Origin of the sequence: Streptomyces griseoviridis, from assembly GCF_005222485.1 — a bacterium.
GTDB lineage: Bacteria > Actinomycetota > Actinomycetes > Streptomycetales > Streptomycetaceae > Streptomyces > Streptomyces hintoniae.
In genome coordinates this window covers 6,033,991-6,046,351 of sequence record NZ_CP029078.1, presented here as the reverse complement: position 1 = coordinate 6,046,351, position 12,361 = coordinate 6,033,991, and the positions used below count along the sequence as shown (strand labels likewise).

The window sequence follows — 12,361 nt, the reverse complement described above, 5'->3', positions numbered from 1 at the left end:
GGAGAGCACGCGTGACCCGCAGCGTGTACGTGACCGGCATCGACCGCGGCGACGGCCGCCAGGTGGTCGAGCTGGGGGTGATGGAGCTGCTGACCCGGCAGGTCGACCGGGTCGGCGTCTTCAGGCCGCTCGTCCATCACAGCCCCGACCGCCTCTTCGAGCTGCTGCGCGCCCGCTACCGGCTCTCGCAGGACCCGGCCACCGTCTACGGCATGGACTACCAGGAGGCGTCCGTCCTCCAGGCCGAGCGCGGCAGCGACGAACTGGTCGCCACCATGGTCGACCGGTTCCACGTGGTGGCGCGCGAGTACGACGTCGTCCTGGTCCTCGGCACCGACTTCGCCGACACCCAGCTGCCCGACGAACTCTCCCTCAACGCCAGGCTCGCCAACGAGTTCGGGGCGTCCGTCATCCCGGTGGTCGGCGGCCGCGGCCAGAGCGCCGAGTCGGTGCGCGCCGAGACCCACAACGCCTACCGCGCCTACGCGGGACTCGGCTGCGACGTCATCGCCATGGTGACCAACCGGGTCGCCCGCGAGGACCGCGACGAGATCGCCGGGCTGCTCACCGCCAAGCCCCCGGTGCCCTGCTACGTGGTGCCCGACGACCCCGCGCTCGCCGCCCCGACCGTCTCCCAGATCGGCCAGGCGCTCGGCGCGAAGGTGGTGCTCGGCGACGACTCCGGGCTCGCCAGGGACGCCCTGGACTTCGTCTTCGGCGGGGCCATGCTGCCGAACTTCCTGAGCGCCCTGACCCCTGGCTGCCTGGTCGTCACCCCGGGCGACCGCGCCGACCTGGTCGTCGGCTCGCTGGCCGCGCACAGCGCGGGCACCCCGCCGATCGCCGGGGTGCTGCTCACCCTGGGCGAGGTGCCGAGCGACGGCGTCCTCACCCTCGCCGCCCGCCTCGCGCCCGGCACCCCGGTGCTCTCCGCACCCGGCAACAGCTTCGTCACCGCCACAGAACTCTTCTCCCTGGAAGGGAAGTTGAACGCGGCCACGCCCCGCAAGGCGGAGACCGCGCTCGGCCTCTTCGAGCGGTACGTCGACACCAACGAGCTGCTGGAGCGGGTCTCCGCGCCGAGCACCGACCGGGTCACCCCGATGATGTTCGAGCACAAGCTGCTGGAGCAGGCCCGTTCCGACCGGCGCCGGGTGGTGCTGCCCGAGGGCACCGAGGAGCGCGTCCTGCACGCCGCCGAGGTGCTGCTGCGCCGCGGGGTCTGCGACCTCACGCTGCTCGGCCCCGTCGACCGCATCCGCAAGACCGCCGCCGACCTCGGCATCGACCTGGGCGACAGCCAGTTGATCGACCCGGCCACCAGCGGGCTGCGCGACTCCTTCGCCGAGAAGTACGCGGCGCTGCGCGCCCACAAGGGCGTCACGGTCGAGCTGGCCTACGACGTCGTCTCCGACGTCAACTACTTCGGCACCCTGATGGTGCAGGAGGGCCTGGCCGACGGCATGGTCTCCGGGTCCGTGCACTCCACGGCCGCGACCATCAGGCCCGCCTTCGAGATCATCAAGACCAAGCCGGACGCCGCCATAGTGTCCTCGGTCTTCTTCATGTGCCTGGCCGACAAGGTCCTGGTCTACGGCGACTGCGCGGTGAACCCGGACCCGAACGCCGAGCAGTTGGCCGACATCGCCATCCAGGCGGCGGCCACCGCCGAGCAGTTCGGGGTGGAGCCGCGGATCGCGATGCTGTCCTACTCGACCGGCACCTCGGGGTCGGGCGCCGACGTCGACAAGGTCCGCGAGGCGACCGCGCTGGTCCGCTCCCGGCGGCCCGACCTGCGGATCGAGGGGCCGATCCAGTACGACGCGGCCGTCGAGCCGTCGGTCGCGGCGACCAAGCTGCCCGGCTCCGAAGTCGCGGGCCAGGCCAGCGTGTTGATCTTCCCCGACCTCAACACCGGCAACAACACCTACAAGGCCGTGCAGCGGTCGGCCGGCGCGATAGCCGTCGGGCCGGTCCTCCAGGGCCTGCGCAAGCCGGTCAACGACCTGTCCAGGGGCGCTCTCGTCCAGGACATCGTGAACACCGTCGCGATCACGGCCGTCCAGGCCCAGAACCCGAACCCGGCCGCCCCGGCCCACAACCCCACCGAGAAGGCGACCGCCCCGTGAGCCCGACCCGCGTCCTCGTCCTCAACTCCGGCTCCTCGTCGCTGAAGTACCAGCTGCTCGACATGCGCGACCGGGCCAGGCTCGCGACGGGCCTGGTGGAGCGGATCGGCGAGCGCACCTCGCGGCTGCGGCACACCCCGCGGTCCGGCGGCACCGTCCGGGAGCGCACCGAGCCGATCGCCGACCACGCGGCGGCCCTGAAGACGGTCGCCGAGGAGCTGGCCGCGGACGGCCTCGGCCTCGACTCCCCCGAGCTGGCCGCGATCGGGCACCGGGTGGTGCACGGCGGCAAGCTGTTCACCGAGCCGACCGTGGTCGACGACGCCGTGCTCGCCGAGATCGAGCGGCTGATCCCGGTGGCGCCGCTGCACAACCCGGCCAACCTCACCGGCATCCGCACCGCGCGGGCGCTGCGCCCCGACCTGCCGCAGGTCGCCGTCTTCGACACCGCGTTCCACACCACGATGCCGGAGTCGGCCGCGCGGTACGCGATCGACGTGCGGACCGCCGACGAGCACCGGATCCGGCGCTACGGCTTCCACGGCACCTCGCACGCGTACGTGTCCCGCGCCACCGCGCGGCTGCTCGGGAAGGCGCCCGAGGACGTCAACGTCATCGTGCTGCACCTCGGCAACGGCGCGTCGGCGTCGGCCGTGCGGGGCGGGCGGTGCGTGGACACCTCGATGGGGCTCACCCCGCTGGAGGGGCTGGTGATGGGCACCCGCTCCGGGGACATCGATCCGGCCGTCATCTTCCATTTGGCGCGGGTTGGCAAAATGTCCATCGACGAAATCGACACTCTTCTCAACAAGCGGAGTGGTCTGGTCGGACTCTGCGGCGACAACGACATGCGGGAGATTCGGCGCCGGGTCGACGAGGGGGACGAGGCGGCCACCCTCGCCTTCGAGATCTACATTCACCGGCTCAAGAAGTACATCGGTGCCTATTACGCCGTACTCGGTACGGTGGACGCGATCGCGTTCACGGCCGGAGTCGGCGAGAACGCGGCGCCGGTCCGCGCGGCGGCCGTCGCCGGCCTGGAGACCCTGGGCCTCGCGGTGGACGACGCGCTGAACACGGTGCGCGGCGACGCGCCGCGGCTGATCTCGCCGGCGGACGCCCGGGTCAAGGTCGCGGTGGTGCCGACCGACGAAGAACTGGAAATCGCGACGCAGACCTACGCACTGGTCGAAAACAGCAACTGAGCGCACGCGCGCCCATTTGTATCTTCCGCCAGACGGAATATTCCGTAGCGAAACAAACCGATAGGATCGCCCCATGCGCCGTTCGAAAATCGTCTGTACTCTCGGCCCCGCGGTCGACTCCCACGAAATGCTGGTCTCGATGATCGAGGCCGGAATGAACGTGGCCCGGTTCAACTTCAGCCACGGCAGCCACGCCGAGCACCAGGCGCGGTACGACCGCGTCCGCGCCGCGGCCAAGGAGACCGGCCGGGCCATCGGTGTCCTCGCCGACCTCCAGGGGCCGAAGATCCGCCTGGAGACCTTCGCCGAGGGCCCGGTCGAGCTGGAGCGCGGTGACGAGTTCGTCATCACCACCGAGGACGTCCCCGGCGACAAGCACATCTGCGGCACGACCTACAAGGGCCTGCCCGCCGACGTCTCGCGCGGCGACCAGGTGCTGATCAACGACGGCAACGTCGAGCTGAAGGTCGTCGACATCGACGGCCCCCGGGTCAAGACGATCGTCATCGAGGGCGGTGTCGTCTCCGACCACAAGGGCATCAACCTGCCCGGCGCGGCCGTCAACGTGCCGGCGCTCTCCGAGAAGGACGTCGAGGACCTGCGGTTCGCGCTGCGCATGGGCTGCGACCTGGTCGCCCTCTCCTTCGTGCGGGACGCGAGCGACGTGGCGGACGTCCACAAGGTGATGGACGGCGAGGGCCGCCGGGTCCCCGTCATCGCCAAGGTGGAGAAGCCGCAGGCGGTCGAGAACATGGAGGACGTCGTGATGGCGTTCGACGGTGTGATGGTCGCCCGCGGCGACCTCGCCGTCGAGTACCCGCTCGAGCGGGTCCCCATGGTGCAGAAGCGGCTGATCGAGCTGTGCCGGCGCAACGCCAAGCCGGTGATCGTGGCGACCCAGATGATGGAGTCGATGATCACCAACTCGCGTCCGACCCGCGCCGAGGCCTCCGACGTGGCCAACGCGATCCTGGACGGCGCGGACGCGGTCATGCTGTCGGCGGAGTCCTCGGTCGGCGCCTACCCGGTCGAGACGGTCAAGACGATGTCGAAGATCGTCACGGCGGCCGAGGAGGAGCTGCTCAGCAAGGGCCTCCAGCCGCTGGTCCCCGGCAAGAAGCCGCGCACCCAGGGCGGTTCGGTCGCGCGGGCCGCGTGCGAGATCGCGGACTTCCTCGGCGCCCGCGGCCTGGTGGCCTTCACGCAGTCGGGTGACACGGCCCGCCGGCTCTCCCGCTACCGCGCCGCGCAGCCGATCATCGCGTTCACCACGGACGAGAACACCCGCAACCAGCTCTCGCTCAGCTGGGGCGTGGAGTCGCACGTCGTCCCGTTCGTGAACAGCACCGACGAGATGGTCGACCTGGTGGACCAGGAGATCGTCAAGCTCAACCGCTTCACGCCGGGCGAGACGGTCATCATCACGGCCGGCTCCCCTCCCGGCGTCCCCGGCACCACCAACATGGTCCGGGTCCACCACCTGGGCGGCGGAGACACCGACTGACGGTCCCCGCACCGCCGTCGAACGCACTGAGGGCGCCCCCCGCGGACGGGTGGGCGCCCTCAGCCTGTGCGGCTCCCGGACGGGCTGGTGGGACCGGCTCAGCCGGTCGCGTACTGGTGCAGGCCAGGTACGTGCAGTTCGCCGCCGAACTGCGCCGCCTGCACGACCTTCGCGTTGGTGAAGAAGATCAGCGGAATGTTCAGCGGCGGCGGGCTGTCCGGGGTGAACGTCACCGGGATCAGACCGAACAGGTTCCCGGAGATGCTCTCCGTGTACATCGTGGTGTCGCCGTCGCGGATGGTGGACGTCGAGCCCTTGGCGGCCTGCACGTGGTAGGTCTTCCCCGACTGGCTGTCCAGGACGGTCTGGTGCAGGTCCCCGATGTCGGTGCCGTCGGAGATGACGTACTTGAGCACCTTCTTCTTGACGCCGCTCGCCGTCCTCACCTCGACGACGCCCTGGTAGTCGGCGCCCTTGAGGAGCAGCGAACTGGCGTCCAGGTGCCAGGGGTCGTCCGAGACCGGCACCCTGTTGTCGACGCCGCTCTCGTCGTCGGTGGCCGCGGGGCAGCCGTCCGCGTCGGCGGAGGCGTCGGCGGACGGGGTCGGGGCGGGGACGGAGGAGGTGGCCTCGTCGGCCGCCTTCCCGACGGCGTCGGTGGTGTCCTTCGCCGTCCCGCCCGCCTTCCCGGCGGTGTCCTCGGTGGTGTCCTTGGCGTCCTTGGTGTCCTTGCTGTCCTCGGCGGTGCCCTTCGCCGTCCCTGACACCTTGTCGGTGGCCTTGCCCGCGGCGTCCTCCGCCGCGTCGGAGCCGTCGGCGGACTCCTTCCCGCCGCTCTCCGAGGCGGCGGCGGACGGCGACGGAGCGGCCTCCTGCGTGGCGCCTGAGGTGCCCGAGGCGCCGCCGGTGAGGATGCCGGAGACGACGTCACCGATGGTGCCGAGCAGCCCGCCCGAGCCGGCCGACGCGGACGGCGACGGGGTCGCGGAGCCTTCCGCCGCGGACTTGCTTTCGGAGGGTGAGGGGGTGGACGTGGCCTTGTCGTCGGAACCTGAATCCGGCGAAGAGGTCGTGTCCTGGCCCGCCGTCTCCTTGCGGCCGCCCCCGGAGGAGCCCGGGGTCGCGGTCGGCGAGGGCGTCGCCGAGGCGCCCGCGGTGGGCGACCCGCTCGCCGACGCGGACGGCGACGGCGAGGCCGAGGAGCCGTCGAGGGCCGCGACGCAGTCCTTGTACTCCTCCGCGCTGAGGCTCTTGGCGGGCGCGGGGCTGCTGCCCGTGCTGTCCGCGAGGGCGAGCGAGGACGTGAAGCCCATGCCCACGAGGACGGCGGTCGGCATGGCGGCCATGGCTATCGCCTTGCCCGCCGGCATGTGGAACCTGGTGAACAGCGGCTTCTTGGGTGCCGCGTGGCGCGGCCCGGTTCTCACACGGGACGCGTCCACATCGCTCCCGTGGGTCACCTCGTCAGCCGGCACTGTGCCTCCCGTTCGCCCCGCCTGCGGGGCTCGTTCCTGACAGATCGTCCGGCGTGCCCGGACCAGGTGTGTCCTTGTCGAACGTGAGCCCGTCGGGGGTGTCGCCGCCGGCGACGGGGGCCGGCCGGTGCGGTTCGTCCTGCTCGGGGGCGCCCGGGACCCAGGAGACGGCCATCGCTCCGCCGACCATGGCCAGCAGGAAGCCGATGACGAAGCCGCCGAAGTTGGAGACGGGCAGGGACACCAGGGCGAGCAGGATCGCGGCGACTCCCGCGAAGGTGCGCACATGCCTCTGGTACCAGAGGCTGATGCCCAGGACGACCAGCAGCACACCGATGATCAGGGACCCGGCACCGGCGGTGGTCGCCATCGCCAGCGTGAGGTGGCCGATCTGGAGGTGCGCGTACGGGAAGTACATGATCGGAAAGCCACTGAGCAAGACGAACAGGCCGGCCCAGAACGGACGGGTACCCCGCCAGGCGCGGAACTGCTGCCTACGGCGAGCGAACTGGTCTGCGGCGGCAGGGGTCTCGGCGCTCATGGAAAACAGCTCCCTGGTGCGGTGTTGCCGTGGTGGTGATGTGTGCCGTGTGTGAAGCACGGCGGGAGAGTGGAAGGGCGGGGGCGCCACCGGCTCCCCCGCCCGTCACCGAGTGCTCAGTAGCACTCGTGGGTGCCCGTCGACAGGGACATCTTCAGGCCGCTGAGCTTGAAGGTTCCGGCGGTGGTCGCCCACGCCGTCTGCTTCACGTTCTTCAGGACGGCCTTGTCGGCCTCCTGTGCGAACCCGTTCGGGTTCGACTGCTCGTTCCCGCCCTTCATGCCGGGACCCTTGGTCGAGTCCTTGGCCGCCACACCGATGTTGATGTTGGTGAACGTCGCGTCCGCTTCCAGATCGGCGACATCGATGTAGAGGTTGGACGCCTCGACCGGCTTGTCCTCGCCGGCCTTCAGGGTGAGGCTGACCGACCCGAGCAGCGGGATGCCAGGGGTGACCACCGACTGACACATGTTCTGGATCGTCGCGGACTTGAACGCCGAGACGGCGACGGGGTGAACCGTCTTGTCACCGGTGAGCGTGTAGCCCTGGTCGAGCGCCCCGTACTGGACGAAGCCCGTGCCGTCGAGCTGGTTCGCCGTCACCTTGAACGACTGGCCCGACACGCTGAACGACGCGGCGAGAGCACCCTGTGCAAGGGCGACACCTATCGCGGCCGTAGCGGCGACGCTGGGCACCATGACCACAGCGAACCGCTTCCATCTGGTCCCGCCACGCACCTGGGACTCCATATTTCCTCCTTCTCGGACGTACATCTCCTGACCCGACTGCCCCCGAAGGCGGCTCAGCCGGGCAGGGATGGGAGAAGTGCTACGTCCTCGGGAAGGAGAGCGCCCGTACTCGGAGGCGCGAACCGCGCACCGATCACCGGCGATCACCCCCGAGCGACAACCACTGGTCGCGCCTGACGCACATCACGCACAACCCTGCCGGGCAGGCTCCGCCGGACGGGCGAAGACCCCCCTGCCCAAGAGCCGGCGCCCGGGGCGCCGACCCTGCTCGGTGGGGACCCAGGAACTCCCGCGACCCGACGGGCTGCCGGGGTGCGGGAATGGACCGAGCGTCGCCGATCGTGGTGCATTCTCGCCGCCCGCACAAGGGGGTTCGTTACTGGCTAGTAACGGCCGGATAACCACGGGGCGACCCATAGGTCCCGACCGACTGCGCAGGGTGCCGCAGAACGCGGAAATGAAAGGGGGTATACCGGGACGGACTCTGACAGAGCGACAGTCGGGTCTTACTGCCAGTAACAGCGGCCGCGATTACCAAGTTTTGGTAAAGCGCGGCCGCATGACGGTCCGTCGGCAGATCTTTCACCCGGGCATCACCCGCCGTCGTGTTTAACGACTGGTCAGAACCGGCCCCGCGCCCCGCTCAGAACAGCGCCCGTGCGAGCGCCCGCCGCGCGGTCGCCACCCGCGGGTCCTCCGCGCCGACGACCTCGAACAGCTCGAGCAGCCGCAGCCGGACGGTGTCGCGGTCGTCGCCCGCCGTGCGGCGCACGGTGTCGATGAGCCGCCCGAAGGCGTCCTCCACGTGCCCGCCGACCAGATCGAGGTCGGCCGCGGCGATCTGCGCGGCGACGTCCGACGGCGCGGACGCGGCCTCCTGACGCACCCGCTGCGGGTCGAGACCCTCCACCCGCTGGAGCAACTCGGCCTGCGCGAGCCCGAGTTTGGCCTCCGGGTTGCCCGGGTCGTCGCTCAGCACGTTCTTGTACGCCTGCACCGCGCCGGCCAGGTCCCCCGCGTCCAGCGCCTGGACGGCGGCTTCGAGCAGCGCGTCGTAGGGGCCGACCGGGATCTCAGGCGCCGTGCGGTCGCCGGGCTCCGCCTCGGGGTCGACGACCAGGCCGGTCAGCCCGAAGCGCTCCTCGGCGACCTGCACCAGCTGGTCGAGGGTCTGCCGGATCTGCTCCTCGCCCGCCGCGCCCTGGAACAGCGGGAGGGCCTGCCCGGCCACCACGGCGAAGACGGCCGGGATGCCCTGGACGCCGAACTGCTGCATCAGCATCTGGTTGGCGTCGACGTCGATCTTGGCGAGCAGGAAGCGGCCCGCGTACTCGACGGCGAGCCGTTCGAGGACCGGGCTCAACTGCTTGCAGGGCTGGCACCACTCGGCCCAGAAGTCGATGACGACGGGCACCTCGGTGGAGCGCTGCAAGACGTCGCGGTCGAAACCGGCCTCGTCGACGTCGATGACGAGGTCGGCCGGGGAGACGGCGCCGGGGCCGCCGCCCTGCCTGGCGGCTTCGGCGCGAGCCTGCTCCGCCTTGGCCTTGGCCTCCTGGGCCGCCTTCACCGCGGCGAGGTCGACGACCCCGCTCATGGACATGTTCCGTGGCTGCATGCGTCTATCCTCCCCCGTTCCCGCGCGTGAGTGAAAAGCGTCCTGGAAGCAGGTCCCCACCTGCCGTGCGACGCTCGCCACCCGTGGTCGGCTCCGGGGTCCCCACCCCGCGCCCAGTGGTTTCGCTACGACTCGTAGCGTAAGGGCAGGAGGGGCGTCGCGGACAGCGCCCCCCGGTGATCTCCCTCACGGCGTCACAGAACCGCCGCATCACCTCAACGGCCGGGCGGGCTCGCGGGTTCCGACCCCTCGGCGCGGCGGGCCCCGGCCGTTATCGTCGGGGAATGCAGAGCCGCACCCCCGCCCGGCGGGCCACGGGACGTCCGCGCAGCGCCGCCGCCGACGCCGCGATCCTGGCCGCCACCCGGGAGGCGCTGGTCGAACTGGGCTGGTCGAAGCTCACCCTGGTGGACGTCGCCTGCCGGGCCGGGGTCGCCAAGACGACTCTCTACCGCCGCTGGTCGGGCAAGAACGAACTGGTCGTGGACGCCGTCGCGGAACTCTTCGACGCGCTGCGGCTGCCCGACCGCGGCTCGCTCGCCGCCGACGTCGAGGGCGTGGTGCTCCAGTTCGCGGCGATCCTGGCCCGCCCGGAGGCCAGGAGCGGGCTGATGGCGGTGGTCGCGGAGTCGACCCGTGACGAGGCGCTGCGCGAGCGGATCAGGGCGTCGATCGTGGACCGTCAGAAGCGCCTGGTGCTCGAGGGCAGGGCCCGCGCGCAGGCGCGCGGCGAACTCCCCCGGGAGAGCGACCCCGCGCGGACCGCCCGCACGGTCGACCTCATCTTCGACGTGGTCGCGGGGGCGGTCGTGCACCGCACCCTGGTCAGCGCGGAACCCGCGGACGAGGAGTGGGTCCGCGGGTTCACCCGGGTGCTGCTGCTGGGCCTGGCGGGCGCGGTGGCACCCGACCCGGGATGACGGCGCCGGCCCACGCCGAACGCGGCGGCCACCCCGGGCCGCCGAAACCGCAGGAGCCGCAGGAGCCGCAGGAGCCGCCGAACCTGTGACGCCCGCGGAGCCCGCGGTCCCTTCAGAACCCCGCGGGTTCGGTGTACACCCCCCACTCGTCGCGCAGCACGCCGCAGATCTCGCCGAGGGTCGCCTCCGCGCGGACGGCGTCCAGCATCGGGGCGATCATGTTGGCGCCGGAGCGGGCCGCGTCCAGCATGGCGTCGAGGGCGGCGCGCACCCGGGGTTCGTCGCGGGCGGAGCGCCGGTCGGCGAGGGCGCGCACCTGGTCGCGCTCCACCTCGTGGCTGACCCGCAGGATCTCCAGGTCGCCGGTGACGGACCCGGTGTGCGCGTTGACCCCGACGACCCGCTTGTCGCCCTTCTCCACGGAGCGCTGGTAGCGGAAGGCGGACTCGGCGATCTCGCCGGTGAACCAGCCGTCCTCGATGCCGCGCAGGATGCCCGAGGTGATCGGCCCGACAGGGTGCTGCCCGTCCGGGTGGGCGCGCAGGCCGCGCTCCTTGATCTGCTCGAAGATCTTCTCGGCGTCCGCCTCGATCCGGTCGGTGAGCTGCTCGACGTACCAGGAACCGCCCAGCGGGTCGGCGACGTTGGCGACGCCGGTCTCCTCCATCAGGACCTGCTGGGTGCGCAGGGCGATCTCGGCGGCCTGCTCGCTGGGCAGGGCGAGGGTCTCGTCCAGGGCGTTGGTGTGAAGCGAGTTGGTGCCGCCGAGCACCGCGGCAAGCGCCTCGACGGCGGTGCGCACCACGTTGTTGTACGGCTGCTGGGCGGTGAGCGAGACGCCCGCGGTCTGGGTGTGGAAGCGCAGCCACTGCGCCTTGTCGGAGGTGGCGCCGTAGACGTCGCGCATCCAGCGGGCCCAGATCCGGCGGGCGGCGCGGAACTTGGCGATCTCCTCGAAGAAGTCGACGTGCGCGTCGAAGAAGAAGGAGAGGCCGGGTGCGAAGACGTCGACGTCGAGTCCGCGGCTGAGGCCCAGCTCGACGTAGCCGAAGCCGTCGGCGAGGGTGTAGGCCAGCTCCTGCGCGGCCGTGGCCCCGGCCTCGCGGATGTGGTAGCCGGAGACGGAGAGCGGCTTGTAGGCGGGGATGCCGGCCGCGCAGTACTCCATCAGGTCGCCGATGAGGCGCAGGTGCGGCTCGGGCTTGAACAGCCACTCCTTCTGGGCGATGTACTCCTTGAAGATGTCGGTCTGGAGGGTGCCGTTGAGCACGCCGGGGTCGACGCCCTGGCGTTCGGCGGCGACGAGGTACATGCAGAAGACGGGGACGGCGGGTCCGCTGATCGTCATGGAGGTGGTGACGTCCCCGAGCGGGATGTCCCGGAACAGCACCTCCATGTCGGCGGCGGAGTCGATGGCGACCCCGCAGTGCCCGACCTCGCCGAGCGCGCGCCCGTCGTCGGAGTCGCGTCCCATCAGGGTCGGCATGTCGAAGGCCACGGAGAGTCCGCCGCCGCCGTTGGCGAGGATCATCTTGTAGCGCGCGTTGGTCTGCTCGGCGTTCCCGAACCCGGCGAACTGCCGGATCGTCCAGGTCCGCCCCCGGTACCCGGTGGCGTGGAGCCCGCGCGTGTAGGGGTACTCCCCCGGCCACCCGATCCGCTCGAACCCGTCGTACACGTCCCCGGGACGGGGCCCGTACACGGGCTCCACGGGGTCCCCGGAGAGCGTGGTGAAGTCGGCCTCACGCGTACGTGCGGCGTCGTACCGGGCCTGCCACCGTCGGCGGCCCTCCTCGATGGCGTCAGCGTCCATGCTTCGAATTTACTAGGACGTCCTAGTAAATGTCGATGGCAAACCACCCGCTACCCTCGACGGCATGAAGAAGAGCGTCCTGACCCGTTACCGGGTGATGGCCTATGTGACCGCGGTCCTGCTCGTGCTGCTGACGATCGGTGTGATCGGCAAGCGACTGCTGGGCCTGGACGGGTTCGACGGGTTCGTCACCGTGGTCGGCATCGCTCACGGATGGCTGTACCTGGTGTACCTGATCGTCGCCTTCGACCTGGGCTCCAAGGCGAAGATGCCGCTGGCCCGGCTCGGCTGGGTGCTGCTCGCCGGCACCATCCCGACGGCCGCGTTCTTCGTGGAGCGCCGGGTGACCCGGGAGGTGACGCCTCTGGTCGCGGAGGACGCCACCGCCAAGGCCGCCGCCGTCTGAT

Annotated in this window: 10 protein-coding genes; 5 read left to right on the top strand and 5 right to left on the bottom strand. The window is 71.0% G+C overall.

Features of this window, described 5'->3' with window-relative positions; translation table 11 throughout:
• Nucleotides 1-11: 11 nt before the first annotated feature.
• From pta to pyk, 3 genes are all read left to right on the top strand, one after another.
• A complete protein-coding gene (gene pta / locus DDJ31_RS26290; RefSeq protein WP_127177910.1) occupies nucleotides 12-2,129 on the top strand; it encodes a phosphate acetyltransferase in 2,118 nt (705 codons plus the stop codon).
• Nucleotides 2,126-3,334: an acetate kinase gene (locus tag DDJ31_RS26285; protein ID WP_127177911.1), complete on the top strand. Its 1,209-nt coding sequence runs from the start codon at nucleotides 2,126-2,128 to the stop codon at nucleotides 3,332-3,334. The genes pta and DDJ31_RS26285 overlap by 4 nt, the downstream gene beginning before the upstream one ends.
• A gap of 73 nt (nucleotides 3,335-3,407) precedes the next feature.
• Complete coding sequence (gene pyk, locus DDJ31_RS26280; RefSeq protein ID WP_127177912.1) at nucleotides 3,408-4,838, top strand: pyruvate kinase; 1,431 nt, start codon at nucleotides 3,408-3,410, stop codon at nucleotides 4,836-4,838.
• Nucleotides 4,839-4,936: 98 nt separating this feature from the next.
• Here pyk and DDJ31_RS26275 read toward each other — a convergent pair whose 3' ends face one another.
• The 4 genes from DDJ31_RS26275 to DDJ31_RS26260 all read right to left on the bottom strand — a co-directional run bounded on the left by DDJ31_RS26275 (nucleotide 4,937) and on the right by DDJ31_RS26260 (nucleotide 9,221).
• Nucleotides 4,937-6,313 carry a hypothetical protein gene (locus DDJ31_RS26275; RefSeq protein ID WP_127177913.1) on the bottom strand — a complete coding sequence of 459 codons (1,377 nt, stop codon included), beginning with the start codon at nucleotides 6,311-6,313 and terminating at the stop codon, nucleotides 4,937-4,939.
• Nucleotides 6,303-6,854 carry a DUF6114 domain-containing protein gene (locus DDJ31_RS26270; protein ID WP_127177914.1) on the bottom strand — a complete coding sequence of 184 codons (552 nt, stop codon included), beginning with the start codon at nucleotides 6,852-6,854 and terminating at the stop codon, nucleotides 6,303-6,305. The genes DDJ31_RS26275 and DDJ31_RS26270 overlap by 11 nt, the downstream gene beginning before the upstream one ends.
• Nucleotides 6,855-6,970: 116 nt before the next feature.
• Complete coding sequence (locus tag DDJ31_RS26265; RefSeq protein WP_127177915.1) at nucleotides 6,971-7,603, bottom strand: DUF6230 family protein; 633 nt, start codon at nucleotides 7,601-7,603, stop codon at nucleotides 6,971-6,973.
• Nucleotides 7,604-8,246: 643 nt separating this feature from the next.
• The gene (locus DDJ31_RS26260) at nucleotides 8,247-9,221 is read right to left on the bottom strand and encodes a tetratricopeptide repeat protein (protein WP_127177916.1); all 975 of its coding nucleotides are present in this window, start codon (nucleotides 9,219-9,221) and stop codon (nucleotides 8,247-8,249) included.
• Between the two features lie 284 nt (nucleotides 9,222-9,505).
• Between DDJ31_RS26260 and DDJ31_RS26255 the strand changes: the two genes are divergently transcribed.
• Nucleotides 9,506-10,141, top strand: a complete 636-nt coding sequence (locus DDJ31_RS26255) for a TetR/AcrR family transcriptional regulator (RefSeq protein ID WP_127177917.1) — start codon at nucleotides 9,506-9,508, stop codon at nucleotides 10,139-10,141.
• A gap of 112 nt (nucleotides 10,142-10,253) precedes the next feature.
• On the opposite strand, the gene DDJ31_RS26250 is transcribed toward DDJ31_RS26255, so the two are convergent.
• Nucleotides 10,254-11,954: an acyl-CoA mutase large subunit family protein gene (locus DDJ31_RS26250; RefSeq protein WP_127177918.1), complete on the bottom strand. Its 1,701-nt coding sequence runs from the start codon at nucleotides 11,952-11,954 to the stop codon at nucleotides 10,254-10,256.
• A gap of 64 nt (nucleotides 11,955-12,018) precedes the next feature.
• Here DDJ31_RS26250 and DDJ31_RS26245 point away from each other — a divergent pair, with 64 nt between their 5' ends.
• Entirely contained in the window at nucleotides 12,019-12,360 is a 342-nt protein-coding gene (locus DDJ31_RS26245; protein ID WP_127177919.1) for a DUF3817 domain-containing protein, read from the top strand.
• Nucleotide 12,361 lies beyond the last annotated feature (1 nt).

What these genes read in the sequence shown, in the direction of transcription:
- DDJ31_RS26265 (WP_127177915.1), bottom strand. Translation starts at nt 7,603, where the DNA reads ATGGAGTCCCAGGTGCGTGGCGGGACCAGATGGAAGCGGTTCGCTGTG.
- DDJ31_RS26255 (WP_127177917.1), top strand. Translation starts at nt 9,506, where the DNA reads ATGCAGAGCCGCACCCCCGCCCGGCGGGCCACGGGACGTCCGCGCAGC.
- DDJ31_RS26250 (WP_127177918.1), bottom strand. Translation starts at nt 11,954, where the DNA reads ATGGACGCTGACGCCATCGAGGAGGGCCGCCGACGGTGGCAGGCCCGG.
- pyk (WP_127177912.1), top strand. Translation starts at nt 3,408, where the DNA reads ATGCGCCGTTCGAAAATCGTCTGTACTCTCGGCCCCGCGGTCGACTCC.
- DDJ31_RS26260 (WP_127177916.1), bottom strand. Translation starts at nt 9,221, where the DNA reads ATGCAGCCACGGAACATGTCCATGAGCGGGGTCGTCGACCTCGCCGCG.
- DDJ31_RS26245 (WP_127177919.1), top strand. Translation starts at nt 12,019, where the DNA reads ATGAAGAAGAGCGTCCTGACCCGTTACCGGGTGATGGCCTATGTGACC.
- DDJ31_RS26270 (WP_127177914.1), bottom strand. Translation starts at nt 6,854, where the DNA reads ATGAGCGCCGAGACCCCTGCCGCCGCAGACCAGTTCGCTCGCCGTAGG.